The following is a 26,227-nucleotide window of genomic DNA, read 5'->3' as shown; positions in this document are numbered from 1 at the left end:
CACAGTGGATGTGTAGCGATTACATAAGCGTAATGGCTTTTTTAGAAAACCGTTATATCCAACTGCTTATTTAGCATGTCGCAAAGTGAGATGGCTATTAGTGCTATCTTATTTGTGGATGCTTTGTATACACTGATTCTAAAACAACCCCCTTGGACATTTGTTGAAGGGGGCTTTTTGCGTACATTGTATGGGGAAAGAAGGTGAAAGAATGTTTACAGGAATTATTGAAGAAATTGGTCAAGTGAAACAAATTAACAAAGGAAAAGAAGCAATTGTATTAACTATTGACGCAGGTGTTGTCTTACAGGACGTTTCGCTGGGAGACAGTATTGCAGTCAATGGTGTATGTCTGACAGTAACGTCATTCTCAGCTAATCGATTTACAGTTGATGTGATGCCAGAAACGATTAAAGCGAGTACGCTGCACTTGTTGACAGTGGGATCAAAGGTTAACTTAGAGCGAGCGATGAGTGCAAATGGACGGTTTGGTGGTCATTTTGTGAGCGGTCATGTTGATGGTATTGGCACAATTGTGAGTAAAGAGCGCAGAGGCAATGCGGTATATTACGAAATTAAGGTAGACCCTAGTCTTCGTCACTATATGATGTTAAAAGGCTCTGTTACTGTTGATGGGACAAGCTTAACGATATTTAACGTTACGGATCATTCTTTTACAATCTCTTTAATTCCACATACTGCTAAAGAAACGATTATTGGAAGAAAAGAACGAGGAGATGTTGTGAACATTGAATGTGATATGTTAGCAAAATATATTAAAGAAATGATGATGAAGCCTTCATCTGCTCCTGCACCGAAACCTTCCAGTATGCAAAGTTTACTTGAAAAGCATGGCTTTACAAATTAAAAGAGAGGTGAGAAACGTGTTTCATACAGTAGAAGAAGCAATTGATGATTTGAAAAAAGGTAAAGTTGTCATCGTATGTGACGATGAAGATCGAGAAAACGAAGGAGATTTTATTTCACTAGCTGAAACAGCGACTCCCGAAGTTGTTAACTTCATGGCAACGCATGGTCGAGGCTTGATTTGTACACCAATCACGGAAGAAGTAGCTGCTAAACTAGAGCTTAATCCTATGGTAACAACAAATACAGATATGCACGGTACCGCTTTTACTGTCAGTGTTGATCATGTATCAACGACAACAGGAATTAGTGCTCATGAGCGTTCTGCAACCATTCAAGCGTTAATTGATGATACAGCTAAGGCTGCAGATTTTCGTAGACCAGGTCACGTTTTTCCTTTAATTGCGAAAAAAGGAGGAGTGTTACGACGTGCAGGTCATACAGAAGCTGCCGTTGACTTGGCGCTTCTTGCTGGAGGTAAGCCAGCAGGTGTTATTTGTGAAATCATGAAAGAAGATGGCACTATGGCACGCGTAGCGGATCTTGCCGTTATTGCAGAGCAATTTGACTTAAAGATGATTACGATTAAAGATCTCATTGCATATCGTCGAAAGCATGATGAGCTTGTAAAACGCGAGGTGGCAATTCAATTACCAACTGCTTTTGGTAACTTTAAAGCAATTGGATATACAAATAAAATTGATAATAAAGAACATGTAGCTATTGTTAAAGGTGACATTAACCCTGAAGAACCTGTTCTTGTTCGCGTTCATTCTGAATGTTTAACTGGCGATATTTTTGGGTCAAAGCGATGCGATTGTGGACCTCAGCTTCATGCCGCACTGTCAAAAATTGAAGAAGAACAATCAGGAATTCTTCTGTATATGCGTCAAGAAGGAAGAGGAATTGGATTAATAAATAAATTAAAAGCATATGAACTGCAAGAGCAAGGATATGACACGGTTGAAGCTAATGAAAAACTAGGGTTTGCTGATGATCTTCGTGAATACGGAATCGGTGCGCAAATCTTAAAGGATTTAGGTGTGAAAAAGATGAGGCTTTTAACCAATAATCCGCGTAAAATTACCGGTTTAAAAGGTTATGACCTTGAGGTAGTTGAACGTCTTCCAATTGAAATGCCAAAGGAAGCAGAAAATGAGAAGTATTTAAATACAAAAGCCAAGAAACTTGGTCACTTACTACATTTTTAATTGTTTACACATAAAAACATAAAAAACCTAGGAGGAATAGAAAATGAGTCATGTATTTGAGGGGAATTTAGTTGGTACTGGATTAAAAGTTGCAATTGTAGTGGGGCGTTTTAATGAATTTATTACAAGCCGATTGTTAGGTGGAGCACAAGACGCGCTAAAACGTCATGGAGTAGCAGAAGAAGATGTGGATATTGCTTGGGTACCTGGCGCATATGAAATTCCACTAATTGCAAAAAAATTCGCAGAATCTAAAAAATATGATGCGGTAATTACGTTAGGAACAGTTATTCGCGGTGCAACACCACACTTTGATTATGTTTGTAACGAAGTGGCAAAAGGCGTTGCTTCACAAAGTTTACAAACGGGTGTACCAATTATCTTTGGTGTGCTAACGACAGAAACAATTGAACAAGCGATTGAACGTGCAGGAACAAAAGCTGGTAACAAAGGGTGGGAAGCAGCGGCTTCTGCTATCGAAATGGCGAATTTGTCTCGTTTGATTGAAGGGTAATAAAAGCGCTTGTTGCAGTCTAGAACTGTAACAAGCGTTTTTTTAACTATTTACAAATGTATAATTTACAGGAAAAGTTTTACCCTATATAGTAACTAGTTTACGTTAAGGGAGACTTTCATGCCTCATTATATACCGTTTTTAGTTTTGATTATCGCAAGTGTCCTGATCTTTGTGTTTACTCTATGGAATACAAAGGATAAAAAACTATTCATCTTGTTGTTCTTTATGATTGGTTTAGCGTACGTGTTGGAGTACTTTATTCTTGTACTATTTAAAAGCTATCAATATAATCCAAATTTTGTACATGAAACAGACCTTGATAATATTTTAGGGTCGTTGGTATCACAAGCCTTTGCATTTCCCGTTATCGCTGTTTTAATAGGAGCATACCAGCTCAAGTTTCGATATATTGTACTTATATCTTTTATCTTTATGGGAATTGAAGAGTTATTTCTCTCTTTAGGTGTTTATAAGCATTATTGGTGGAAAACGATTTACACAGGCATTTTTATGACAATTGGGTTTGTCATTGCAAAAACATGGTACGCGTGGCTGTCTAACCGATTTGAACGATGGATTCATATAGTAACCTTATTCTTTAGCTTATTAGCGATTAATACGACGCTCATGCTACTTTTAATCGCCATGTTTAAAACTCACTCTATACATGTGGGTTGGTTTAAATCTGAAACACGAGATGTACTTAGTTTTAACACGCTTTATGTATGGATTTTAACGGCTCTATATTCTTGGGGAGTTTTGAAGCGTTCTGTTATCATGCTCATCTGCTTTTTGCTTACTTTTCGAATAATTGATGTCGTTTTACTATACACAGGTATACTTATATTACCTGAATGGAATTCGTTATGGTTCTTTGTTCTATTAGATATAGTGGTTATTTTATTTACAGCTAAATATAACCAATTTATTATCCATGCATGTTATGGAACTGATTCAAAAAAATTCATTGCGTTTATAAGAAATAAGAACTAAGATAGTACGTACAATAAATTATTTTGAAGTTAGTATAAAAAAATGTAAGCTTTTGCTTATTAAACATTTAATGAAGGAAAAAATTTACTTTTTGTAAAGGAGGCTCTTTCGTTAAGCTATAAATGTCAAATGAAACAAAACAAAAGATTTGACGTTCTTTTGCCTGTTTTCGTACAATAAAACAACGTGTAATTGAAGTCAAGTAGGGGAGTGAAGGATTCGTGAGAGAGTCCTTTTTTGTAAAAAAGGTACTGAATAACAATGTTTTAATTGCTACACACAATGCATATAAAGAGGTTGTTCTAATTGGCAAAGGCATCGGTTTTAATAAAAAGAAAAGCGATGAAATAGATGCGGATGCTGTAGAAAAGATGTTTTTACTTAAAAGCGAAGAAGAGCAGGAACAATATAAGCAGCTTTTGTTACAAGTTGACGAAAATGTAATTGAGATGATGAATGATATTATTACGCATATTCAAGCTCGTGTATCTAAACCTTTAAATGAGCACATTCACATTGGACTGACAGATCATATTGCATTTGCTGTAAAGCGTTTTCAACAAGGCCTTGATTTGAAAAATCCTTTTTTAATTGAAACAAAAGCTCTTTATCCAAAAGAATTTGAAATTGCTGAAGAAGTTGTAGCAATGATTTATGAAAAAGTTGGAGTAAAGCTGCCAATAGGAGAAGTAGGATTTATTGCATTGCATATTCACAGCGCGTTAACAGAAAAAAACATCTTAGAAGTAAATCAAGATTCGCAGCTTATTCAAACGATTATTAACGTCATTGAAGAGTCGTTAAATCTAGACGTCAACAAAGAATCTGTTCATTATATGAGGCTAATTCGCCACTTGCATTTTGCAATTGATAGGGTGAAGACAGGTGAAGTCATCGAAGAACCAAAAAAAATTGCTTTACTATTGAAAGAGGAATATCCTCTATGTTACAATGTCTCATGGAAAGTGATTAAAATTATGCAACAAGCTCTACACTTACCAGTTTATGAAGCAGAAGCCGTTTATTTAACGATGCATCTGCAGCGACTTATGACAAAATCTGATTTATAAAATCATTTCATACGTGTTACTGATACGATCAGGCATGAGTGAGAAATGAAACGCATGAACAGGGATAGGTTTATCCTTTTGTTAGTGTTTCAATTTTCACCATGCCTTTTTTGTTGTAAGAAAGCGTAATCATGAACAAACTAATGAAATACTCAGTTGTTTTCAAGCAGCATCTTTTAGTTGAAAAGAAAGCGTTTGAACTGAATGTGTATCAAAACATTATCTTGTTGCACAATACAAATATAAAAAGGGGGTAAAACGCCATGTTTAAAAAGCTTTTTGGCGTCTTACAAAAAGTCGGAAAAGCACTTATGCTACCGGTTGCGATTTTACCGGCAGCAGGTATCTTACTTGGATTTGGTACTGCTTTTCAAAATGAAACATTACTTGAAAGATTACCGGCTTTAAATGCTGACTGGTTCCAGATGATTGCTCATGTTATGTCCAACGCTGGAGACATTATTTTTGGTAACTTACCTTTACTATTTGCTGTAGGGGTAGCAATTGGATTAGCTGGAGGGGAAGGCGTAGCCGGACTTGCAGCGATTGTTGGTTATTTAATTATGAACGTAACAATGGGTACAGTAAAAGGGCTGGATGGTTTAAAGCCAGTTGAATTTGCTAAGTTGTTAGAAGATCCGGCATATGCAAGTGTGTTAGGAATTCCAACGTTACAAACAGGTGTGTTTGGTGGTATTATAATTGGGGTGCTAGCAGCTGCTATGTACAACCGTTTCTTTAACATCGAACTGCCTCCATATTTAGGTTTCTTTGCTGGTAAGCGCTTTGTACCAATTGCAACAGCGGTATCATCAATTGTCATTGGTTTAATCATGGTAGCAGTATGGCCAATCATTCAAAATGCACTGAATGCATTCTCAAACAATATGATTGATGCGAACTTAACGCTATCAGCATTTATCTTCGGGGTTATTGAACGTTCACTAATTCCGTTTGGCTTACACCATATTTTCTATTCACCATTCTGGTATGAATTTGGTTCTTATGTCAACCAAGCTGGTGAAGTATTCCGTGGAGACCAACGTATCTTCATGGCACAATTAGCAGATGGTGCTGAATTAACAGCAGGTACATTCCAAGTTGGTAAATATCCGTTCATGATGTTCGGTTTACCAGCAGCAGCGCTTGCTATTTATCACGAAGCTCGTCCTGAAAATAAGAAGTATGTAGCTGGTATCATGGGTTCGGCAGCATTAACATCATTCTTAACAGGTATTACAGAACCACTTGAGTTCTCATTCTTATTCGTAGCGCCAATTTTGTTTGCAATTCACGCAGTGTTTGCAGGTCTATCGTTTATGATCATGGAAATTTTAAATGTTAAAATTGGTATGACATTCTCCGGTGGGGTTATTGACTACATCCTATTCGGTGTGTTACAAAATAGAACAGATTGGTGGTTAGTAATCCCAGTTGGTCTTGTTCTAGCAGTTATTTACTACTTTGGTTTCCGTTTTGCGATTCGTAAGTTTAATTTAAACACACCAGGTCGTGAAGAAAAAGCGGACGATGCAGATGGTGATAAAGTTGAAGCGGGCGAATTACCACGCAATATCCTAGAAGCATTAGGTGGTCAACCAAATATTACGCACTTAGATGCATGTATTACTCGTTTACGTGTATCAGTTGACGATGTTAAGAGCGTTGATAAAGAGCGTTTGAAAAAACTAGGAGCTTCTGGTGTCCTAGAAGTAGGTAACAATATTCAAGCAATCTTTGGTCCTAAGTCTGATACGTTAAAGAGTCAGATTAAAGACATTATGGATGGAAAAACGCCTGTTGCACCAAAAGAACAGCCAAAAGCTGTAGAAGAAGCACCGAAAGCTGCGGTAAGCACAAACGGTGGAGACATTGTTTCACCAATTGAAGGAGAATTAGTTCCGCTATCAGAGGTACCGGACCAAGTATTCTCACAAAAATTAATGGGTGATGGTTTTGCGATTATTCCGAAAACGGGCACAGTAGTTGCGCCAGTGGATGGAAAGGTAGTAAACTTATTCCCGACGAAGCATGCTTTAGGAATTGAATCAACGACTGGGCAAGAAATTCTAATTCACTTTGGAATTGACACGGTTAACTTAAAAGGTGAAGGGTTTGATGCACTTGTTGCTCAAGGTGACGAAGTGAAGCAAGGCCAACCATTATTACAAGTTGACTTAGATTTTGTAAAATCAAATGCACCATCTACGATTACACCTGTCATCTTTACAAACTTACAAGCAGATGAGAAGGTAGAAATCTTAAAGCAAGGCGAAGTTTCACTGCAAGAACAAAATATTATTACTATTTCAAAGTAAAAAGGAGATTGATTTAACATGGCACAAAAAACATTTACAGTAACAGCAGACTCAGGAATTCACGCACGTCCAGCAACAACTTTAGTACAAGCAGCTAGCAAATTCGATTCTGATATCAACTTAGAGTTCAACGGTAAAACTGTAAACCTAAAATCAATCATGGGCGTTATGTCTTTAGGTATCCAAAAAGGAGCTACAATCACAATTTCTGCTGAAGGTTCAGACGAAGCTGATGCACTTGCAGCTCTTGAAGATACAATGAAAAAAGAAGGATTAGGCGAATAATGACAGTGGAAATTCAAGGCATTGCCGCTTCTAGCGGCATTGCTATTGCTAAAGCATTTCGTCTAGAAAATCCAGAATTAACCGTTGAAAAGAAATCCGTTTCAGACGTTGAAGCTGAAGTAGCTCGCTTAGAAGCAGCGCTTGCAACATCTCGATCAGAGCTTGAAGCGATTAAAGAACATGCGCGTAAAGAGCTTGGCGAAGATAAAGCTGAAATCTTTGCAGCACATTTATTAGTGTTAAGCGATCCGGAATTAATCAATCCGATTAAAGATAAAATTACAGGTGAAAGCGTGAATGCTGAAGTCGCACTAGACGAAGTTGCAGCGATGTTCATCAACATGTTTGAGTCAATGGACAATGAGTACATGAAAGAGCGTGCAGCAGATATTCGTGACGTAACAAAACGTGTACTAGCACATCTTTTAGGTGTAAACGTTTCAAACCCAAGCATGATTTCTGAGGAAGTTGTTATTATTGCAGAAGATTTAACGCCATCTGATACGGCTCAGTTAAATCGTAAATTTGTAAAAGGGTTTACAACTGACATTGGAGGCCGTACGTCTCACTCTGCAATCATGGCACGTTCAATGGAAATTCCAGCTGTTGTTGGAACAAAAACAGTTATGGAAGACATTGAAAACGGTACACTTGTAATCGTTGATGGTCTTGATGGAAACGTTATTGTTAACCCATCAGAAGAAACGGTTAAAGCGTATGAGAAAAAGGCAGAAGAATATGCAGCACAAAAAGCTGAGTGGGCAAAGCTTGTAAATGAAAAAACAGTTTCAGCTGATAACCACCACGTAGAACTTGCTGCTAATATTGGAACGCCTGAAGATGTTAAAGGTGTATTAGAAAACGGTGGTGAAGGCGTTGGTCTTTACCGTACGGAGTTCTTATACATGGGGCGTGAAGAGCTTCCAACAGAGGAAGAACAATTCACATCATACAAAACGGTATTAGAGCGTATGGAAGGCAAGCCTGTTGTTGTTCGTACTTTAGATATCGGTGGAGATAAAGAGCTTCCTTATCTGAACCTACCTAAAGAAATGAACCCATTCCTAGGTTTCCGTGCAATCCGTCTATGCTTAGAAATGCAAGATATGTTCCGCACGCAGCTTCGTGCGTTATTACGTGCTAGCGTATATGGAAACTTAAAAATCATGTTCCCAATGATTGCAACAGTTGACGAGTTCCGCCAAGCAAAAGCAATTCTATTAGAAGAAAAAGCAAAGCTTGAAGCAGAGGGCGTTAGCGTTTCTGATAGCATTGAAGTAGGTATGATGGTTGAAATTCCTTCTTCAGCAGTTATCGCAGATTTATTTGCAAAAGAAGTAGACTTCTTCTCAATTGGAACAAATGATTTAATTCAATACACGCTTGCTGCTGACCGCATGAATGAGCGCGTATCTTACTTATATCAACCTTATAACCCAGCAATCTTACGCTTAGTAAACATGGTTATTAAAGCGGCTCATAAAGAAGGCAAGTGGGTTGGTATGTGTGGAGAAATGGCTGGAGATGAAATCGCAATTCCAATTCTTTTAGGCTTAGGCTTAGATGAGTTCTCAATGAGCGCAACATCTATTTTAAAAGCACGTTCTCAAATCCGTCAGTTATCAAAAGCGGATATTGAACCACACTTAGATGAGATTTTATCAATGTCTTCTACTGAAGAAGTAATTGAATTTGTAAAATCAAAATTCCATATCTAAAAAAAAGATGCTCTAGTCACTAGAGCATCTTTTTTTAGATTAACAATGAATAACCAGGGGGGAAATACCTCAATGCTTCCTTCTCAAAAACAAATCATAACTTCTTCAACAGTATTAGGTGGTCAGAGTAAGTTTGTTCCATTACGCCACAGACACTCCTTCATTCCACTGTTTCTCTAAAAGTATCTTACAAACTAACAAAAATATCCGAGGAATCGACAGTTTTTAACGCGCGATGCCTCGGATAAATCATTGAGTGAAATACTTATGTTCCTTCTTTTTCTCAGAAGAGGAGTGGTAAGAAGATATTTGCAAACACAATCGTTAAAAGCGCTGCTACAATCATTCCTAAGCTGGAGAATGTACCTTCAATCTTACCAAACTCGAATGCACGAGCCGTGCCTGTACCGTGAGACGCAACTCCTAAAAGTAAGCCTTTAGCTAGTGAAGAATGAAGGGCAAGGTGTTTGATAAGGGTAGGCGCAATAAACGTTCCAATAATGCCTGACAGCACAACGAATAAAATTGTAATATTCGGATCTCCTCCAAGCGTTTCTGATACGTTAATAGCAATAGGAATAGTCACAGAACGTGGAATAATACTTTGAACAAGCGTAGCTTGCATATGAAAGAGGCCTGCTAAAACCATGGAAGATATCATTGCTACAAGAGTTCCAGTTGCTACGCTTACCGCAATTTCTATACGATGCTTTTTTAGAAGATGAAAATACTTATACATCGGCACAGCAAATGCTACCGTAGCGGGACCGAGCATGTAGCTAATAAAATCTGCTCCTTGCTTATACTGATCGTATGAACCATGTGAGAGTAATAAAAATAGGATGAGCAAGCAGGGAGCTAGTAAAATAGGCGAAACCAAAATGGTTTTATATTTCTTATAAAGCCATTTCGAAAGCGTGTAGACAACGAGCGTAAGTGGAAATGCTAAAGCTGTTAACCAAGTCATTCGTTTGACACCTCCTTGCGTTTAGAAATAGATTCAGCCATCATTCCAGTAAGCGCCATAACTACAATGGTACTTATCGTAATAATAATTAAAATTTGAAGTCCAAATGATTTAAGTACATCTCCATAATTCATTAGACCGACAACAGCTGGAATAAAGAAAAGTAATAGTTCACCGACAAGCAAATTACCTGCGCGCTCTACCCAATTTAATTTAATGATTTTTAAATGAAGCAACAGAAACAGCAATCCAAATCCAACAATGCTTCCTGGAATCGGAAGGTTTAACCATTGAGAAATCTGTTGACCAACAAAAAAGATTAATATGAAAAAAAGAACTTGAACAAATAATGTTAAAACCTTCACTATGATGTTCCTCCTTTAGCTTGTTCATAATAATAGAGCCGCCTAATTGGCGACTCTATTGAGGGGAAAAAGAAAGTATTTTTGGCTTATACCGATGAGGTATAAATTGAGAAGATGAATGCTACAAACATATCTTACCTAAATTTAGCTATAACGTGAAATATATAATAACTATAATTACTATGCCTTTTAACTATAGTTAAAGAGCATGAGAAAGCTAATATATGTCTAAACAAGGTGTATGGATGAGAGCGAGGAAATGCATATAAATAAAAAACTGATCTCATTTGATGTCGAGATCAGTTTTTTAAAAGCTACATAGATTTTTTGAAATACTGGTGAATTTAAAAAATTGGCGACCTTTAATGATGCTATTCGTATTTAGGCCATTTGATTAATCTTTCTAACAGAATAGATATTAGGATACCCATTAATAATCCGTTGCTGATTAGTGGACGAATATAAAAGGGAATGCTTTTAAAAACTTGAGGTGACAAGTTCATCAACGATATCCCTATTAAAGCTGGAAGAGCAATTCGATAGATGGCTTTTGAATTAAATGTATATCCCTGTATACTTCGCAATGCCGTTCCAAAGAGTTGTAAATACGCTACGAATAATACAGCGTTTCCCACTGTTACCGGTAGAGTAGCAAAAAAAGAGCTTAAAGGAGGAATTAGTCCAAGTAAAGCAAAGAACCCTCCGCTGATGATAAATGGCCTCTTACTTAAAAGTTTTGTACTCTCTAAAAAACCAATAGTAGATGTAAAGGGTGCATAAGGAACAAGACCTACCACAGCACCTAGACAAGTAAAGAACCCAGTAATGGTAAAGGAAGAACGATATTGTTTGCTTTGTGCCTTTACTCCATGTAACTTTTCAGATGCTTTGAGTGATGCAATAGTATTAGTGGCGTTCATTATACCAGCTAAACAAGCAGTAATAACTATACCTATCTGTAGCTGAGGCTTTCCCCATGGAAAAAACGAAAAGTGGAATGTTGAAGAGTTAATAGAATAGCTGCTGGGAAATAACCATACATACAATACCCAGCCTACAATCATTCCTATTAAAATTGCAAAGTTACTGATAATTCCTTTTCCTTTAATACTAATGGAGCTTACTAGTATAACCAGTCCTATAGAGAAGAGACTTACAGGTATGTCAAGTGTCCCGTTTGGTTTTAATTCTAGCATTCCTTTAAAAAAGATTAAAATAAGCTGAATAGCTAGTAAAAATAAATATACGTTCATCACCATTGGTGTAAAGATTTTTTGAAGAAGCGGCACAAGATTCAGTGTCCCTATTAATATCGTTATTAAGCCAGCAAGAACAATTCCTAATGCAAGACTACCTCCAAGTTCTGTATATGTCATACCCACTGAAGGAGCAGAAGCACATAAGCTTAAGATAAGTCCCCACCACATACCTGAATGACCTTCTAATAAAGGATATCGGTGACCAATCAATCCTTGTACTATACAAGCAACCCCTGTGAAAAAGAATGAACAGCGGATAGTCATAATTATTTGATCAGAACTTAATTGAAACGCATCTCCAATTGATATTGGAACGACAACTGTATTCGCAAAAATAAAGAAAAACCATTGAACAGAAGCCAATATAGTTGTTGATGAAGATAATTTATTCACGCTTTCTCCTTCTTTCTATCGAACGAATAGGTCATTATCTACTTTATTGTAATTCTTAATTCTATTAATAATTTTAAAAAAAGAGTTACACACTAAGGAGCTTATTTTTTCGATTTTTAGCTTCTATTCGCTCTATAAAACTTAAAAAAACTTAATATAACTTATTATAAATTAATTTGTATTGATTAAAAACTTATTATTACTTATAATGATTACTATCATCTACTAACAGATAAGTTTCCTTATCAAATAAAATAATAGGGTTAAAGTTATCTGAATAGTTAGTTTGTGTAGAATTTTTTAATTTTTAAATCTTTTTTGATCTTAAGAAAGGGTGGATGCAAGAGTGGAGAAACAAGGCAAAGAATTTTCACGCAGGCGTTTTATTAGTCATGCTTCAAAAATTGGAGGAGCTTCAGCTGTTTTAGGGGTGTCTGGGGCGATGGGACTTTTTATGGACGGTAGCGGCGAATATGTAGAAGCTAAAAAACCGGATAAAGAAAAGCCACAGAAGAGTCCCAAAAAAGGTGATACCTTCATGCTATTAAATGTTCGCTTAGAAAGCGGATATGAGTACGAAAATGGATACATAGTAGCGACTCGTTCTGTCATACGTAACTTAGAAATAACAAAAGGAACGATATCAAAAATATTAGATCTTAAAGAATCCTATCGAAAAGACTTAGATTGTTATGATGCCAAAGGTCTTCTTTTACTTCCAGGGTTTAAAGATATGCATATTCACTTGGATAAAACTTTTTATGGAGGGCCATGGCGAGGAGCAGTACGCAGAAAAAATATTTTTGACATTATTGAAGCCGAAAAAACACTGCTTTTAGAGTTGCTGCCAACTGCTCAAGAAAGAGCAGAAAAGCTGATTGAACTGATTGCGGGCTTTGGCTCTACCTATGTTAGAAGTCACTGCAACGTAGACCCAACTGTAGGCCTTCGCAACCTTGAAGAGTTGCAAAAAGCTTTAGCGAATTATTCAGATAAAATTTCACATGAAATCGTTGCTTTTCCACAGCATGGACTTCTTCTTTCAGAATCTGAGTCGCTGATGCGTGAAGCAATGAAGTTAGGCGCTACTCATGTTGGAGGCCTAGATCCTACGCTAGTTGATGGAAATATGGAAAAATCTTTGCAGACAATGGTGCAGATTGCCGTTGATAGCAATGCAGGGATTGACATCCATCTGCATGAAGGTGGAGAAACAGGTATAAAATCAGTAAATCGCCTTGCGGATTTAACGGAAGAAGCAGGGCTTCAAGGAAAAGTAACAATTAGCCATGCTTTTTCACTTGCTTCACTAAGTGAAAGTCAAGCTCACGAAATGGCGAGTCGTTTAGCTTCTTTAGGAATTTCTATTGCTTCAACCATTCCAATCGGAAAAAACACTATGCCTATTCCAATCCTACAGCAACGAAATGTAAACGTAATGCTTGGGAATGACAGCATTATGGACCCATGGTCTTCTCTTGGAATTGGAGACACACTTGAGAAAGTGCATCTTGCCGCTGGTTTATATGGGTGGTCTTATGAAGAGCAGTTATCTCAAGCACTTTCACTTGCAACGGGAGGTATTACACCGTTGAATAAAGAAGGAAAGCAAGTTTGGCCGAAAGTAGGAGATGAAGCTTCAGTAGTGCTTGTTCCTGCAAGCTGTTCAGCAGAGGCTGTAGCACGCTTGCCGAAGCGCGCCGCTGTTCTTCATAAAGGTGTACTATCATCTGGTGAGCTTAGTTATAAAAAGAAATAGAATTGCGCTACGCGTGAGGGAGGGATAATATGCTTCAAAATATCGGAATGCCAGGTTTAGTTATTATTCTAGTTATTGCTCTTATTGTTTTTGGACCTTCAAAACTTCCTGAAATAGGAAAGGCTTTTGGATCAACTCTGCGTGAGTTTAAAAAATCTGCTCGAGATTTAGTAGGGGAAGACAACGAGAAAAAAGAGAAAGAAGTAAAGTAAAACAAAATGAAAGGAAGGTGTAGACGTATTGTCTTACACTTTCTTTTTTTACGGAGTGAGAGGAACATGCTTGAAAAACAAAACATGAGTTTAATTCAACACCTTGAAGAATTAAGAAAGAGAATTATTATTACTGTCATCTTTTTTATCATTTTTGTACTTGGAGCTTTTTTGTATGTTCAAGATATTTATCATCTTTTGGTAAGCGATTTACCTTTTAAGCTTGCTTTGTTAGGACCAACAGATATATTAATGGTTTATCTAACCATCGCTACAGTTGTGGCAATCACAGCTACGCTTCCATTTGCAGCTTACCAGCTATGGCTTTTTGTAAAGCCAGCATTAACAAAGAAAGAAAGAAAAATTGCTTTGGCGTATATACCCGCCTTATGCCTTTTGTTTTTGGGAGGAATTAGCTTCGGGTATTTTATTCTATCTCCCATGGTATTGACATTTTTAATGTCATTATCAGATGAAATGTTTGCGACTTTTTTTACTACGGAGAAATACTTCCGATTTTTGCTTCATATGACATTACCCTTTGGTTTCTTATTTGAATTGCCAGCCGTTATCATGTTTTTGACTAGCATAGGAGTTATTAACCCTCATCGCTTGCAAAAGTTTAGAAAATACGCTTATTTTTTATTGATTGTTGTGTCGATTATTATAACACCACCAGACTTTCTATCTGACATTCTTGTAACAATTCCACTTTTGCTTTTATATGAAGCAAGCATTACATTGTCTAAAATTATATATCGAAAAAAATTGAAAGTAGAAGAAGCGGACGATCACTCTGCACAGCTAGATTAAGGGTGAATTGTCACGCTTTATCCTTCTGTTGTAACAAGTTCAAGTAAAATATATAATTGGACTCATGAGGTGAAGTTATGTTACAAGATGAGCGATTAGAGGCTATTCTTTTGTATTTAGAAAAGCATGAACGAATTACGATAGAAACGATATGTGAAATAAATGCTGTATCGAAAGATACAGCACGCAGGTATTTGATTAAGCTAGAAGAGTTGGGGAAAGTGGTAAGAATAAGAGGAGGAGCTAAAAAACGATCCTACTCTAATGAACTATATGATTACAAAGAAAGGCTAAGTATGTCTTCAACGATTAAAGACAAAATCGGTGAATATGCGGCGTCTTTACTGAATGATGGAGAGAGCTTGATACTGGATGCTTCTACTACTGTACAGTTTGCTGCTAAACATATGAAAACCCATAGCCATACTATAATTACCAATTCGATAAATGTGGTAAACGAATTAGTGGGAAAAGAAAAGATTAAAGTAAATATATTGGGAGGAACCTTAAACTCTCAGCATCAAGCTATCTACGGATCAAAAGCTATTAAAGGTATTCAAGAATATAAGGTAGATAAGTGCATAATTGGTACTTGTGGAATTTCTGAAGAAGGCTTATCAACTTCAATAGAAGAAGAAGGACTTCTTCTTAAAGAAATGATTAGACGCTCTCAGCAAACGATTTTGCTAGCAGATTCAAGTAAATTTAATAAACTATTTTTTCAAAAAGTTTGTGAACTAGAATTAATTGACGTACTGATTACTAATGAAGATCTTCCACTAAATTTACAAAAAGAATTAAACAAATATTCAGTTGAAGTTATTAATGTGAATCAACATTTATAAGCTCTTATGTACCTGTTAATCTAAAAAAATCACTCTTTAAGAGTGATTTTTTTAGGTTAAGGATAAAGGTACCCCACTTTTTGAAATACAGTTTTCGCTATTCTAAATTAGCATGTTTACCGTACATTTTGTGCGTATCTAAGTCTTTCTTTTCCATAAACCTTAGAATAAGCGCATCGTAAAAAAGCAAGAGCGTTTGTTCAAATAGAGATCCCATCGGCTGAACAGTTTGATAGTCACTATTTGTTTGGTCTTTTTTTGCTCCAGGGAGCTTGATGGTAAAGTCAGCTAACATTCCAAGCGTTGATTCGGGAGAAATAGTTACAACGCTGACTTTGCCTCCAATTTCTTTTGCCTTTTCCGCGACTGGAATAAGCGTTTTTGTTTCACCAGAACCAGACCCTAAAATGAGCAGGTCATCTTTAGTAAATGTTGACGTAATGGTTTCACCGATAACATAAGCATCAATGCCCATGTGCATCATTCTCATGGCAAATGATTTTCCCATTAGACCTGAACGGCCGGAACCCGTCACGAAAACGCGCTTTGCTTCAATGATAGAATTAACAAGCTGCTCCGCTTCATTATCTGAAATGTGAACGGTAGTCTGCGTCAACTCGTCTACAATTTGACGTAAATGGCTGTTAATATTCACGGTTCGTGCCTCAGTTTGAAATAAGTTCTTTCATTTTAGCAGCTGTCGCTTTCTTATCATCTTGCCCTGTAATACCACCGCCGACAATAACGAGATCTGGTTGAACTTTCACGACCTCTGGTAACGTTTCTAATTTAATACCACCAGCAATTGCCGTCTTTGCATTTTTTACAACGCTCTTAATCGTTACTAAGTCTTCAAAGGAATTTTGCCCCACGGCTTGTAAATCGTAGCCAGTGTGAACACAAATATAATCAACGCCAAGCTCATCTAGTTCTTGAGCACGACTTTTAATATCTTTAATGCCAATCATATCGACAAGAATTTTTTTGTTTTGTTTTTTCGCTTCTTCCACGGCGCCTTTAATTGACATATCTTCAGCAACACCTAGAATTGTCACAATGTCAGCGCCAGCTTTTGATGCTTGCTGTACTTCGTAACCAGCAGCGTCCATAATTTTAAGATCAGCTAATACTTTTAAATTTGGAAATGCTTCTTTAACTTCTTTCACAGCGCGTAAGCCCTCATTAATGACAACAGGTGTCCCGATTTCTACGATATCAATATGATCTTGGACTTCTTTAATAACTTCTTTTGCTTCAGGGATGTTTACCAAGTCTAATGCTAATTGTAATTCCATGCTTTCTCCACTCCTTAGAAATTCTATCTATTCACCGTTGTGTAACAAAGCAACAGGTGTAAAGGTAGTGTACCTGGTTTTATTTGTTGTTAAAAGTACGCACTTTTTACACAAATACTATGGAATTTGATAGTATACGGAAGTATACTTTTGGTGGCAACAATTATGTAACCGCTTTATTTAATTAAAAAAATAGAGATGATACCTAATGCATCATCTCTAACAAATTAGTTTATGACGTTTATTTATTGACTGCTGCACTGTTTTGTTGATTCACTAGTACAGTGTCCCGGTAGTTTTCTCCCCAGCTGTACATAGCTGTCAATATTGGCATCAGGCTTTGACCATGCTCAGTTAACGAATATTCAACCTTTGGAGGAACGACAGGGTATACCTCTCGATGGACGATTACATCGTCTTCTAGCTCTCGCAGCTGATTTGCCAGCATACGAGGGGTGATATCAGGAATTAAGGCTTTTAATTCACCAAACCGCTTTGTCCCTTCATGACCTAAGTGCCATAAAATGAGCATTTTCCACTTTCCGCCGATGATAGCAAGCGTTAATTCTTTTTCACAATTAAATTCTTTATTCAGCTGGCTCAATTGGTTCACCTCGTTTTTGATCCATTACGTAGTACCTTTTATTATACTTCTTGTATTTCTATTTTTTCAAAAATTTAGCTTACGGAACATGAGGTTATACGGTTTGTTTAATATGATCGATAAAAGCTTGAGTTGCGTATGAAATATAGCGATCTTGTTTTGTAATAAGAGCTAGTTCCCAAGGAATTCCGTTTTCTAATTCAATAACTTTAAGCTGTTCCAAATCAATTTTCTCACACAAAGAATACGGGAACAGCGCAATTCCTAAGTTAGCAGCAACCATCTCGCTAATAAAATCCCACTGTGAGCTTTTATAACCAATGGTAGGCTCAAAGCCGCTTTTTAAACATTCATTATAAACCATTTCATGCATAGTAAAGTCTTCGTGAAATGAAATAAAGGTTTCGTTTTTTAATTCTTGTAATGAAATGCTTTTATGGCGAGCAAGTGAGTGGTTTTTATGAACAATGAGCTGCAAAGTTTCTTTTGCTAAAGGGGTAAAAGAAAACATGTCCTCGTTTACTGGGAGTAGCACAACTCCCACGTCCACGTCCCCTTGTTCTACGATTTTCTCCATCTTTTTTGCTCCATACTCAATCATTTGAATTTGGACGTCAGGGTATTGCTCTCGAAATGATTTAATAATAGGTGGAAAGAACAATGTGCCAATAATAGGGGGGATGCCAATTTTTATGGTTCCTCGCTTTAAGTGCATTAAGTCATACAAAGAGTTTGATAAGTCACGTAGAGAAGCAATAATACTTTCAGCCTGTTCATACACAATTGTTCCGGCATCGGTTAATTCTACTTTTTTAAAGGAACGATCTAACAATGGGGTTCCAAGTTCTTCTTCTAAAGATTTCACCATCTTACTTAGTGAAGGTTGTGAGATATGTAAAGCTTCTGAAGCACGCGTGAAATTTTTATGCTTAGCAACCTCAGTAAAATAATGTAGATGACGTACATCCATGAAAGCATTCACTCCAATTAAAATTTGTTTTTAGGCTATGGAATATTGTAGCATCATATGCAGAAATTTTTAATGAGTAAAGTGGAAAATTCTCAGAAAAATTACTGCATATATATATTTACACCTTCTTTATTTTAGAGATATAATAAATGAATTGAAGGAACATATTTACTCTTTGAAATGAATTGGTAAGGTGGTTAGTAAGGTTGAGTAAAGCAGAAGGAATGAAAGATGTCGTTTATATAAATGGAAATGTAAATGAGAAGTGCTTTGTCACGCATGGCATTACGTTTAAAGAGTTCTATCAGTCATTACGTAGTCCTCTCACGAACCTTTTGTTATTAAAACATCAATTTGAAGATAGCGATTACCATTATTCTACTCATATGGACTATCTTGAAGAGGAACAGGTTTCTTTATTAGTCGACGACGATGTATCGGATTACGGTGATTTTTGTTGGATAGATGTAGATGATGTGTCTTCACTTGATTTATTGGAGCCACAAGATGTTGCTTCTCTCTTATATTTAGGGCATATGAAACAACCGTTACATTCACCCTTTATGAATAAATTAAGCAACCAGTTTGTTTATTTAGCTGGCGAAGATGGTTACTATAATAAAACGTATTACCGAGATATATATGATATCAAGCATATGATAAGCCGCGTTATTCCTTTGAAAGCATCTTCTTTGAAGCAAAAAGGTTTTGGGTTTCGACGAAAAAAATCTGAATATCCTGCTTTACCACTTGTATTAGCTAATACGCTTTTAATGTTGACGCAAGACGGATTGCTTTTTGATTTTGAACAGCAAGCTCAGTCACGTAAAGATTTGCATATTCCAGTCTATACAATTGGTCGATTCACGGATATGGAGGATATGTACAACGAGCGTTTTAATAATCAAGAAGAGAGTAAATTAAGGGCTTATTTGATTTTTAATAAAAAAGAAGCAGAATGGACGCTAGAAGAGGTACAGTAAAAGAGCATCGTAGAGGTGCTCTTTTTTGGGTTGAAATATTTGAGCAACCTCCAAATTTTATGATACTATTAAAAAGATTCAGATAGTTAATAGAAGGTGGGCGGTGTCAAAGTGGAATTACATTTAAAAGAGAAAACAGCCTTAGTTTTTGCAGCGAGTCAAGGTCTTGGTAAAGCGATCGCAACACAGCTTGCTAAAGAAGGTGCGAACGTTGTAATTGCGAGTCGTTCTGAAGACAAGCTTCAAAGCGTAGTAGATGAATTAAAGAAAATAGAATTACATAATGTGCAATACATCAAAGCGGACGTAGCGAGTTTACAGGATATTGAACAAGCTGTTCGGTTTACGGAAGAAGCGTTCGGCACAATTGATATTTTAGTAAACAATGCGGGCGGACCTAAGGCAGGAAGCTTTTTAGAAATGACCGATGAAGACTGGTACACGGCCTTTGAAAATAATTTAATGAGCTTTATTCGAATGACTCGAACGGTAGTTCCTGTTATGAAGAAAAGCGGTGGGAAAATAATTAATATCGCTTCGTCTTCCATTAAAGAGCCAATACCTGGTCTTGTTTTGTCAAATACGTTTCGAACAGGAATTGTTGGTTTAACTAAAACGCTCGCTGAAGAGTTAGCAGCTTATGGTATTTTAATTAATACAGTTGCTCCAGGAAGGATTGCAACGGATCGAGTGGGAGAATTGGATTCAATTCGGGCTAACAAGTTAGGGATAACGAAAGAGGAAGTACAAACAAAAATGGAAAGTCAAATTGCTCTTGGGCGCTATGGGAACCCTGAGGAATTTGCCAAAGTCGTGACGTTTATTGCTTCAGGCGCAAATTCTTATATGACAGGGCAATCCTTTTTAGTAGATGGTGGGTTAGTGAAGTCCATTTAATAGAAAACACGCAAACGATGTGTTTGCGTGTTTTCTATTATTTATTAAATCCATGTTGTCACTTGGTCTAATGGTAAACGATCACTAGCATGAGCAGGTTTTGCAGCTTTACCAACAGAGATTAACATTACTGGGATGTAGCGGTCTTCAATTTTAAATTCTTCAACGAATTTTTGAGCATTAAAGCCTCCCATTGAGCATGTATCATAACCTTTTGCTTTTGCAGCTAGCATGAAAGTCATCGCAGCTAAAGAAGCGTTTGTGAATGCTGCATCACGTGCAAACGTTGCATTTTTATAAGCGCCATTAATTTGACCAGCTAAAATGTCTTTTACTTCCGCAGTCATATGACCAGCGTCAACTAATGGGTTATATACAGCGTCTGTGTTTTTGTTGGCTTCTAAATCACCTAAGACTGCAATAACTGCACCTGCTTCAACAATTTGCTTTTGATTGTATGCAATTGGAAGCAAGCGCTCTCTTGCAGCTTCGTCTGTAATAACAACAAAGTGCCAGTGCTGTAAGTTCCATGCAGAAGGGGATTTAACTGTTGTGTCTAGTAACTCGGTTAACTCTTCTTTACTTAATTTTACAGATGTATCATAGTGGCGAATCGATGTACGCTCGCTTACAACATCAAAAAAACCTTTAGACATATTAAAAACCTCCAATAAAATAAATATGAAAACAATGGAATCGATGCACATTCTATCCTGTTTATAGGATGTACGTCAAGATATATGCTTTAGTATGCCTAACGGGTTGTCATCACAAACATTGAACTTGAAAAGAAAAGAGGAGACGTTATGAAAATTGGATTTATTGGTAGTGGTGTTATGGGAAGCAGCATGATTGTACATTTACTAGAGGCAGGCTATCCGGTAAACGTATATACGCGTACAAAAGAAAAAGCAAAAGAGGTTATTGCTAAAGGAGCTGTGTGGAATGAAAGCCCAGCGGTCGTGGCGGCTGACTCGGACATCATTATTACCATGGTAGGTTATCCGGCTGATGTGAGAGAAATTTATTTTGGCAAAGAAGGAATTTTACATAACGCCAAAGCTGATTCATATGTTATTGATATGACCACTTCGGAACCAAGCTTAGCTATTGAAATATACCAACAAGCGAAAGAACAAAAGATTCATGCGTTAGATGCGCCTGTATCTGGTGGGGATGTTGGGGCTAAAAACGGAACATTAACGATTATGGTCGGAGGAGACAAGGAAGCGTTTGAAGCGTGTAAAGATATCTTTTCGCTTTTGGGAACAAACGTTATTTTACAAGGTGATGCAGGAGCAGGTCAGCATACAAAAATGTGTAACCAAATTACCATCGCTTCCAATATGATGGGCGTTGCGGAAGCGCTTGTTTATGCTGAAAAAGCAGGGCTTGATCCAGAGCACGTATTAAGCTCAATTTCTGCAGGAGCAGCGGGCAGCTGGTCTTTGAGCAATTTAGCTCCGCGTATGATAAAAGGAGATTTTGAACCGGGGTTTTACATTAAGCATTTTATAAAAGACATGCAGATTGCTTTAAAAGAAGCAAACGAGCTGGGAATGGAAACACCAGGGTTAGCTCTTGCAAATCAACTCTATGAACAGCTAGCTGCACAAGGGGAACAAAACAGCGGAACGCAGGCTTTATATAAGCTATATAAAAAATAAGCGCTCTCTTTGAGCACTGAATATAAAACGACATGAAAAAACAGCGTTCTAAGACGCTGTTTTTTGTTAGATAGAGACATGTGAAAAATCATTTGAGAATAAATTGGGAGGTGAAAAGCAGCTGGAGTATGCAGGGGTAAAGTTTACAGAGGCGTTAAAAGAAGAAATTAAACAGACTCTCTCATAAAGGGGAGGGAGTCTGTTTATATTGTGAGTTTTTAAGTTGTGTTTATCATACACGATGGGGTAGTGAAATAGTTACTTTTTTGTTTGCAAATAAGTTTCCATACGGTCCATTGCTTCAACCAATGTCTCCATTGAATAAGCGTAAGAAAGTCTAACATAACCTTCACCTAGGTCTGAAAATGCACTACCAGGAACAAGAGCTACGCCTGCTTCTTTTACTAATTCAAGAGCAAAGTCAAACGACGACATGTTAAGAGCTTGAATAGATGGGAAAATATAAAAAGCACCGTTAGGTTTTTCTACGTCAAATCCCATTTTAACAAGGCGCTCGTATACATAATTCAATCGTCTTTCATATTCTTTTTTCATATCTACAGCGTCATTTTTACCAACTGTTAAAGCGTTAAGAGCAGCAGCTTGTGAAATGGATGATGCGCAACTTACGTTGTATTGGTGCACTTTTAAGATGTGCTTCGTTAAGTATGCAGGCGCAAATAATAATCCAATTCGCCAACCTGTCATCGAATGAGACTTAGATACACCATTTACCACAATGGTTTTATCACGCATAGCAGGGATTGCTGCAATGGAATGATGATTACCTTCAAATACAAGTTCACTATAAATTTCGTCCGATAAGACAAAAATATCTTTATCTTTTAACAAAGCAGCGATTTCTTGAAGCTCTTCTTTAGACAGTGTTACTCCGGTTGGGTTTGAAGGGTAAGGCAAAATAATACATCTTGTTTTATCTGTTAAGTGTTGTTCAATTAAATCGGCAGTTAGACGAAAGCCAGTTTGCGTTGTATCAATATGTACGGGAATAGCACCGTTTAATTTAATGAGAGGTTCGTATCCTGGGTAGACAGGTCCCGGTAAAATTACCTCTGAATCTTCTTCTAAAATCGTTCGCATCGCAATGTCAATGGCTTGACTTGCTCCAATTGTCACAATAACCTCAGATGCTGGATCGTAGGATAATTGATATTTTGTATGTACAAATTCAGCGGCTGCTTTTCTTAACTCAATTGTTCCTGCATTATGCGTATAAGACGTTGCGTTTTCATCAATGGCTGCTTTAGCCGCTTCTTTTACATGAGGGGGGGTTAAAAAATCAGGTTGTCCAATGGTTAATGACAATACGTTATCATATTGAGCTACCATATTATAAAATTTACGAATCCCCGACAGTTCAATGCCTTTAACTCGCTTGCTAATTAAATGTTCCATACTAATCGTTTCATCCTTCCACAGTGTTTCACTCATTTTATCATAATGTATACATGTAAAAAACCACAATCTTCTCAGTACAGATTGAGAAGATTGTGGTTTTAATCTTTCACTTTATAAAAGGTGAGAATAGCGAGCTGTTAATTTGTAAAAAAGCTTCTCATCCTTTTTATCAAGCGCTTCATCGATTAATTCTTTTACATGCTTTTTGTTAAAATCAGTAGATAACTTTTTTAACAAGTGACTTGCTTCTTTTGAATAGTATGTTTGGACAGGTCTAAATGAAGTAGATGTGGCGAAATTTTTATTTTTTCGATAATCGTTCATCACTCAACAACCCCTTTTATTATACTTACTAATCTATACCCTCTTATGCCTCATGTAACCCTCTGTTTTCTAAAAATTATAAATGGTTGGTGTATTTTAAGTAGATTTTATTGCTGGATGGGAAAGCATTTTGCCCACATTTATGTATTTAGTTGAGATGCAATGAGAGGTAATCTACTTAAAACTATTATGTATGTAAAAGCTTCGTAAGGGTGGTGAAAATCACGTCAATCCAACATCAGAAGCTAGTGTTAGTTCCTCTCATAGCTACAAACAAAAAAGGCTTAACAACAAAAGTTGTAAGCCTTTCAAAGCAATTATGCATTATGTTTATATTTATTTAGAGTCAGTCAGTGTGTATGTTTCCTTCGCGCCAGTACACAGGAGATACATGACCAAAATCTACCGTTTGGTCATCTAGTGTCACGATACAGTGATCTGTGCCAGCTTGCTCTTTGATGTTTTCGTAAATCTCTTCTTCTACATCTTCAATAATTGTCATTTGATTTTCATCATTAAAAAGAATGACAGAACCTTTCATTAAACATACACCTTCTTTAAGTAATTGTGGTTTATCATGTGTAGTATAAAGGGTTTCAGCACAATCGTCCACAGGTATTATAAAGATTTTCGTTAACATTTTGTGAACGGGTTATGTCCTAAAAGATAAGAATTTGTTATTAAACCTCTCGAGTCTTCAACCGATAAATACTAATACAGAGATGAAAACGTTTTATGTCAAAAACATTTATTTTTTTAGGTGGTTTTACTTTACGATTATAAAGTTTCATTACTATAATAAAGGACGACCACTACATTAGTATATTTTACTATGGAAGGGCGAAAATTTATGCAGCATGATAAAGGAATCCTATTAGAAAGCGGAACAAATGAGCTAGAAATTGTTGAATTCTCAGTCGGTACTATTCGTTTTGGTATTAATGTGATTAAAGTTCGAGAAATTATTAATCCAGTAACCATTACACCGGTTCCTAATTCTCATTCTTATATAGAAGGAATTATTGAGTTGAGAGGAGAAGTTCTGCCTGTTGTTGACGTTGCGAAGGCGTTAAAGCGTCCAGCATCGAATCAGCCTGCGAAGGATAAATTTATTGTCACAGAGTTCAATCAACAAAAAATTGTTTTTCACGTTCATCAAGTCACACAAATTCATCGAATATCGTGGATGGAAATTGAAAAGCCTTCAGATTTATACCAAGGCTTAGAAACTCAAATCACCGGTGTGGTAAAAGATGAAAGCGACATGATTTTATTACTGGATTTTGAAAAACTTGTCACTGACGTCAATCCTGAAGCTGGAATTAATCAAGCTGAAATTAAGCGATTAGGTCAGCGTCAACGGTCAAGCAAGCGATTAGTAGTTGCTGAAGACTCACCGTTACTACGCAAAATGATTTCAGATACATTGGAAACAGCAGGCTATGCCAATACAGAGTTTTTTGAAAACGGGTATGATGCGCTGCTTTATCTACAATCACTTGTAGAGTCAGGTCATGCCATTGAAGATGAGGTACAACTAGTTATTACAGATATTGAAATGCCACAAATGGATGGTCATCATCTTACGAAGAAGATAAAAGAAGATGACCGTTTATCTACACTCCCTGTTATTATTTTTTCATCTCTAATCACAGAAGATTTACGTCATAAAGGAAAAATGGTTGGTGCACAAGGCCAAGTAAGTAAACCACAAATTGGTGAATTAGTGCAAATGATTGATGAATTTATTTTATAAAGTAGTTGTGAGCAATATCAAGTTAATAAAAAAAGTGCCTCAAGTGTTTCTTTGAGGCACTTTTTTATTTACTCACCAATAGCTTTTACCTAATGGCTTAAAAACAGGCGCCTGTCGTTTACGAACATTAGAAGGTTGAACAGGGTTAGGTGCTGATAATATAAAGCCGGTATATTTGGATAGTAATCGTTTTGCATAAGATAATGACATTGTCGTTTTGGGATTTCGATACTGATGGTTTAAGTGACCGAGGTGTGTTAGTTCTTTGAAGTCCTCTTTCTTAGGAGGCATATGGAAAAAGTAATCTCCAACGGATACCAGCACATCTGATTTTTGCTGACTTTTACCTGGATTAGGTGAAAAATGAAGTCCTTCTTTTTTCGCTTTTCCTTCTGAAATCAGTTGCTCAAGCGCAAGCTTTTTTAAGGTATAGAGCTGTTTCGGATCAGGGGCTGCTTTAGCGTGCCTGTTTACTGTAAAAATAGCTTGTGCAATCTCAGCAGTGGATGGATTGAACGTTTCTTGGTTGGTTGAATGAGGCATAAATAAATTCACTCCCTTTCATTAGTCGCTTCATGAAGCAGGTGTCGCTCTATGAGGCTTAGTTCTTTCATTATAGCGCGTCTTGTCCAATTTGAAAATAATTACACCGAGATTGGATAATTTCAAAAATAATTTTCTTTTAGGTTTCGTTTAAAAATGAGAGGTTATACAAATAAT

General features: G+C 36.8%; 28 protein-coding genes. 16 read left to right on the top strand and 12 right to left on the bottom strand.

Annotated elements, in window-relative coordinates; all coding sequences use genetic code 11:
- Positions 1–211: 211 nt before the first annotated feature.
- The 8 genes from ribE to ptsP all read left to right on the top strand — a co-directional run bounded on the left by ribE (position 212) and on the right by ptsP (position 8,979).
- The gene (gene ribE / locus V2145_RS13055) at positions 212–868 is read left to right on the top strand and encodes a riboflavin synthase (RefSeq protein ID WP_131886975.1); all 657 of its coding nucleotides are present in this window, start codon (positions 212–214) and stop codon (positions 866–868) included.
- A gap of 16 nt (positions 869–884) precedes the next feature.
- Complete coding sequence (locus V2145_RS13050) at positions 885–2,078, top strand: bifunctional 3,4-dihydroxy-2-butanone-4-phosphate synthase/GTP cyclohydrolase II (protein WP_094911594.1); 1,194 nt, start codon at positions 885–887, stop codon at positions 2,076–2,078.
- Positions 2,079–2,121: 43 nt separating this feature from the next.
- Entirely contained in the window at positions 2,122–2,592 is a 471-nt protein-coding gene (ribH, locus tag V2145_RS13045) for a 6,7-dimethyl-8-ribityllumazine synthase (protein ID WP_094911593.1), read from the top strand.
- A gap of 120 nt (positions 2,593–2,712) precedes the next feature.
- Positions 2,713–3,588 (top strand): hypothetical protein, encoded by an 876-nt coding sequence (locus V2145_RS13040; RefSeq protein ID WP_094911592.1) that lies wholly within the window; start codon positions 2,713–2,715, stop codon positions 3,586–3,588.
- Positions 3,589–3,809: 221 nt separating this feature from the next.
- Complete coding sequence (glcT, locus tag V2145_RS13035) at positions 3,810–4,658, top strand: glucose PTS transporter transcription antiterminator GlcT (protein WP_094911591.1); 849 nt, start codon at positions 3,810–3,812, stop codon at positions 4,656–4,658.
- Between the two features lie 263 nt (positions 4,659–4,921).
- Positions 4,922–6,976: a glucose-specific PTS transporter subunit IIBC gene (gene ptsG, locus V2145_RS13030; protein ID WP_094911590.1), complete on the top strand. Its 2,055-nt coding sequence runs from the start codon at positions 4,922–4,924 to the stop codon at positions 6,974–6,976.
- 18 nt (positions 6,977–6,994) lie between these two features.
- Positions 6,995–7,261: a phosphocarrier protein HPr gene (locus V2145_RS13025; RefSeq protein ID WP_094911589.1), complete on the top strand. Its 267-nt coding sequence runs from the start codon at positions 6,995–6,997 to the stop codon at positions 7,259–7,261.
- Complete coding sequence (gene ptsP, locus V2145_RS13020) at positions 7,261–8,979, top strand: phosphoenolpyruvate--protein phosphotransferase (protein WP_094911588.1); 1,719 nt, start codon at positions 7,261–7,263, stop codon at positions 8,977–8,979. Before V2145_RS13025 ends, ptsP begins: the two co-directional genes overlap by 1 nt.
- Positions 8,980–9,262: 283 nt before the next feature.
- On the opposite strand, the gene V2145_RS13015 is transcribed toward ptsP, so the two are convergent.
- The 3 genes from V2145_RS13015 to V2145_RS13005 all read right to left on the bottom strand — a co-directional run bounded on the left by V2145_RS13015 (position 9,263) and on the right by V2145_RS13005 (position 11,963).
- Positions 9,263–9,946, bottom strand: coding sequence for an LrgB family protein (locus tag V2145_RS13015; protein WP_094911587.1), 684 nt, complete (start codon positions 9,944–9,946; stop codon positions 9,263–9,265).
- Entirely contained in the window at positions 9,943–10,311 is a 369-nt protein-coding gene (locus V2145_RS13010) for a CidA/LrgA family protein (protein ID WP_094911586.1), read from the bottom strand. The genes V2145_RS13015 and V2145_RS13010 overlap by 4 nt, the downstream gene beginning before the upstream one ends.
- 371 nt (positions 10,312–10,682) lie before the next feature.
- The gene (locus V2145_RS13005; RefSeq protein WP_131886974.1) at positions 10,683–11,963 is read right to left on the bottom strand and encodes a uracil/xanthine transporter; all 1,281 of its coding nucleotides are present in this window, start codon (positions 11,961–11,963) and stop codon (positions 10,683–10,685) included.
- A 346-nt stretch (positions 11,964–12,309) separates the two neighbouring features.
- Here V2145_RS13005 and V2145_RS13000 point away from each other — a divergent pair, with 346 nt between their 5' ends.
- From V2145_RS13000 to V2145_RS12985, 4 genes are all read left to right on the top strand, one after another.
- Positions 12,310–13,722, top strand: a complete 1,413-nt coding sequence (locus V2145_RS13000; protein ID WP_094911584.1) for an amidohydrolase family protein — start codon at positions 12,310–12,312, stop codon at positions 13,720–13,722.
- Between the two features lie 29 nt (positions 13,723–13,751).
- Positions 13,752–13,934, top strand: a complete 183-nt coding sequence (locus tag V2145_RS12995; protein WP_094911583.1) for a twin-arginine translocase TatA/TatE family subunit — start codon at positions 13,752–13,754, stop codon at positions 13,932–13,934.
- A 66-nt stretch (positions 13,935–14,000) separates the two neighbouring features.
- Positions 14,001–14,747 (top strand): twin-arginine translocase subunit TatC, encoded by a 747-nt coding sequence (gene tatC / locus V2145_RS12990; RefSeq protein WP_094911582.1) that lies wholly within the window; start codon positions 14,001–14,003, stop codon positions 14,745–14,747.
- A gap of 77 nt (positions 14,748–14,824) precedes the next feature.
- Positions 14,825–15,592, top strand: a complete 768-nt coding sequence (locus tag V2145_RS12985; RefSeq protein WP_094911581.1) for a DeoR/GlpR family DNA-binding transcription regulator — start codon at positions 14,825–14,827, stop codon at positions 15,590–15,592.
- A 97-nt stretch (positions 15,593–15,689) separates the two neighbouring features.
- Here the strand turns inward: V2145_RS12985 and hxlB are convergent, their stop codons facing one another.
- The 4 genes from hxlB to V2145_RS12965 all read right to left on the bottom strand — a co-directional run bounded on the left by hxlB (position 15,690) and on the right by V2145_RS12965 (position 18,461).
- Entirely contained in the window at positions 15,690–16,247 is a 558-nt protein-coding gene (gene hxlB, locus V2145_RS12980) for a 6-phospho-3-hexuloisomerase (RefSeq protein ID WP_094911580.1), read from the bottom strand.
- A gap of 10 nt (positions 16,248–16,257) precedes the next feature.
- Positions 16,258–16,887 (bottom strand): 3-hexulose-6-phosphate synthase, encoded by a 630-nt coding sequence (gene hxlA, locus V2145_RS12975; protein ID WP_094911579.1) that lies wholly within the window; start codon positions 16,885–16,887, stop codon positions 16,258–16,260.
- Between the two features lie 241 nt (positions 16,888–17,128).
- The gene (locus V2145_RS12970; protein ID WP_094911578.1) at positions 17,129–17,491 is read right to left on the bottom strand and encodes a winged helix-turn-helix transcriptional regulator; all 363 of its coding nucleotides are present in this window, start codon (positions 17,489–17,491) and stop codon (positions 17,129–17,131) included.
- A gap of 94 nt (positions 17,492–17,585) precedes the next feature.
- On the bottom strand, positions 17,586–18,461 hold the full coding sequence (locus tag V2145_RS12965; RefSeq protein ID WP_094911577.1) for a LysR family transcriptional regulator: 876 nt from the start codon (positions 18,459–18,461) through the stop codon (positions 17,586–17,588).
- Between the two features lie 206 nt (positions 18,462–18,667).
- Here V2145_RS12965 and V2145_RS12960 point away from each other — a divergent pair, with 206 nt between their 5' ends.
- Entirely contained in the window at positions 18,668–19,444 is a 777-nt protein-coding gene (locus V2145_RS12960) for a peptide ABC transporter permease (RefSeq protein ID WP_094911576.1), read from the top strand.
- A gap of 111 nt (positions 19,445–19,555) precedes the next feature.
- On the top strand, positions 19,556–20,341 hold the full coding sequence (locus tag V2145_RS12955; RefSeq protein WP_330987825.1) for an SDR family oxidoreductase: 786 nt from the start codon (positions 19,556–19,558) through the stop codon (positions 20,339–20,341).
- 44 nt (positions 20,342–20,385) lie between these two features.
- Here the strand turns inward: V2145_RS12955 and V2145_RS12950 are convergent, their stop codons facing one another.
- Entirely contained in the window at positions 20,386–20,997 is a 612-nt protein-coding gene (locus V2145_RS12950; RefSeq protein WP_094911574.1) for a nitroreductase family protein, read from the bottom strand.
- A gap of 150 nt (positions 20,998–21,147) precedes the next feature.
- Between V2145_RS12950 and V2145_RS12945 the strand changes: the two genes are divergently transcribed.
- On the top strand, positions 21,148–22,008 hold the full coding sequence (locus V2145_RS12945; RefSeq protein WP_094911573.1) for an NAD(P)-dependent oxidoreductase: 861 nt from the start codon (positions 21,148–21,150) through the stop codon (positions 22,006–22,008).
- Positions 22,009–22,266: 258 nt separating this feature from the next.
- Here the strand turns inward: V2145_RS12945 and V2145_RS12940 are convergent, their stop codons facing one another.
- The 3 genes from V2145_RS12940 to V2145_RS12930 all read right to left on the bottom strand — a co-directional run bounded on the left by V2145_RS12940 (position 22,267) and on the right by V2145_RS12930 (position 24,292).
- Positions 22,267–23,424: an aminotransferase A gene (locus V2145_RS12940; RefSeq protein ID WP_131886973.1), complete on the bottom strand. Its 1,158-nt coding sequence runs from the start codon at positions 23,422–23,424 to the stop codon at positions 22,267–22,269.
- A gap of 114 nt (positions 23,425–23,538) precedes the next feature.
- The gene (locus tag V2145_RS12935) at positions 23,539–23,751 is read right to left on the bottom strand and encodes an IDEAL domain-containing protein (protein ID WP_094911572.1); all 213 of its coding nucleotides are present in this window, start codon (positions 23,749–23,751) and stop codon (positions 23,539–23,541) included.
- A gap of 346 nt (positions 23,752–24,097) precedes the next feature.
- The gene (locus V2145_RS12930; RefSeq protein ID WP_094911571.1) at positions 24,098–24,292 is read right to left on the bottom strand and encodes a hypothetical protein; all 195 of its coding nucleotides are present in this window, start codon (positions 24,290–24,292) and stop codon (positions 24,098–24,100) included.
- A 309-nt stretch (positions 24,293–24,601) separates the two neighbouring features.
- Between V2145_RS12930 and V2145_RS12925 the strand changes: the two genes are divergently transcribed.
- Complete coding sequence (locus V2145_RS12925; RefSeq protein ID WP_094911570.1) at positions 24,602–25,507, top strand: chemotaxis protein; 906 nt, start codon at positions 24,602–24,604, stop codon at positions 25,505–25,507.
- A 72-nt stretch (positions 25,508–25,579) separates the two neighbouring features.
- On the opposite strand, the gene V2145_RS12920 is transcribed toward V2145_RS12925, so the two are convergent.
- A complete protein-coding gene (locus V2145_RS12920; protein WP_094911569.1) occupies positions 25,580–26,050 on the bottom strand; it encodes a YkyB family protein in 471 nt (156 codons plus the stop codon).
- Positions 26,051–26,227: the final 177 nt, after the last annotated feature.

Origin of the sequence: Priestia sp. GS2 (genome assembly GCF_036409025.1) — a bacterium.
In the GTDB taxonomy this organism is placed as follows: Bacteria; Bacillota; Bacilli; order Bacillales; family Bacillaceae_H; genus Priestia; species Priestia aryabhattai_A.
This window is presented reverse-complemented; position numbering and strand designations above follow the sequence as displayed.

Excerpts from the sequence above, each read along its gene's own strand:
- ribE (WP_131886975.1), top strand. The coding sequence starts at position 212 with ATGTTTACAGGAATTATTGAAGAAATTGGTCAAGTGAAACAAATTAAC.
- ribH (WP_094911593.1), top strand. The coding sequence starts at position 2,122 with ATGAGTCATGTATTTGAGGGGAATTTAGTTGGTACTGGATTAAAAGTT.
- V2145_RS13040 (WP_094911592.1), top strand. The coding sequence starts at position 2,713 with ATGCCTCATTATATACCGTTTTTAGTTTTGATTATCGCAAGTGTCCTG.
- ptsG (WP_094911590.1), top strand. The coding sequence starts at position 4,922 with ATGTTTAAAAAGCTTTTTGGCGTCTTACAAAAAGTCGGAAAAGCACTT.
- V2145_RS13025 (WP_094911589.1), top strand. The coding sequence starts at position 6,995 with ATGGCACAAAAAACATTTACAGTAACAGCAGACTCAGGAATTCACGCA.
- ptsP (WP_094911588.1), top strand. The coding sequence starts at position 7,261 with ATGACAGTGGAAATTCAAGGCATTGCCGCTTCTAGCGGCATTGCTATT.
- V2145_RS13015 (WP_094911587.1), bottom strand. The coding sequence starts at position 9,946 with ATGACTTGGTTAACAGCTTTAGCATTTCCACTTACGCTCGTTGTCTAC.
- V2145_RS12995 (WP_094911583.1), top strand. The coding sequence starts at position 13,752 with ATGCTTCAAAATATCGGAATGCCAGGTTTAGTTATTATTCTAGTTATT.
- tatC (WP_094911582.1), top strand. The coding sequence starts at position 14,001 with ATGCTTGAAAAACAAAACATGAGTTTAATTCAACACCTTGAAGAATTA.
- V2145_RS12985 (WP_094911581.1), top strand. The coding sequence starts at position 14,825 with ATGTTACAAGATGAGCGATTAGAGGCTATTCTTTTGTATTTAGAAAAG.
- hxlA (WP_094911579.1), bottom strand. The coding sequence starts at position 16,887 with ATGGAATTACAATTAGCATTAGACTTGGTAAACATCCCTGAAGCAAAA.
- V2145_RS12965 (WP_094911577.1), bottom strand. The coding sequence starts at position 18,461 with ATGGATGTACGTCATCTACATTATTTTACTGAGGTTGCTAAGCATAAA.
- V2145_RS12950 (WP_094911574.1), bottom strand. The coding sequence starts at position 20,997 with ATGTCTAAAGGTTTTTTTGATGTTGTAAGCGAGCGTACATCGATTCGC.
- V2145_RS12945 (WP_094911573.1), top strand. The coding sequence starts at position 21,148 with ATGAAAATTGGATTTATTGGTAGTGGTGTTATGGGAAGCAGCATGATT.
- V2145_RS12940 (WP_131886973.1), bottom strand. The coding sequence starts at position 23,424 with ATGGAACATTTAATTAGCAAGCGAGTTAAAGGCATTGAACTGTCGGGG.
- V2145_RS12935 (WP_094911572.1), bottom strand. The coding sequence starts at position 23,751 with ATGAACGATTATCGAAAAAATAAAAATTTCGCCACATCTACTTCATTT.
- V2145_RS12930 (WP_094911571.1), bottom strand. The coding sequence starts at position 24,292 with ATGAAAGGTTCTGTCATTCTTTTTAATGATGAAAATCAAATGACAATT.
- V2145_RS12925 (WP_094911570.1), top strand. The coding sequence starts at position 24,602 with ATGCAGCATGATAAAGGAATCCTATTAGAAAGCGGAACAAATGAGCTA.
- V2145_RS12920 (WP_094911569.1), bottom strand. The coding sequence starts at position 26,050 with ATGCCTCATTCAACCAACCAAGAAACGTTCAATCCATCCACTGCTGAG.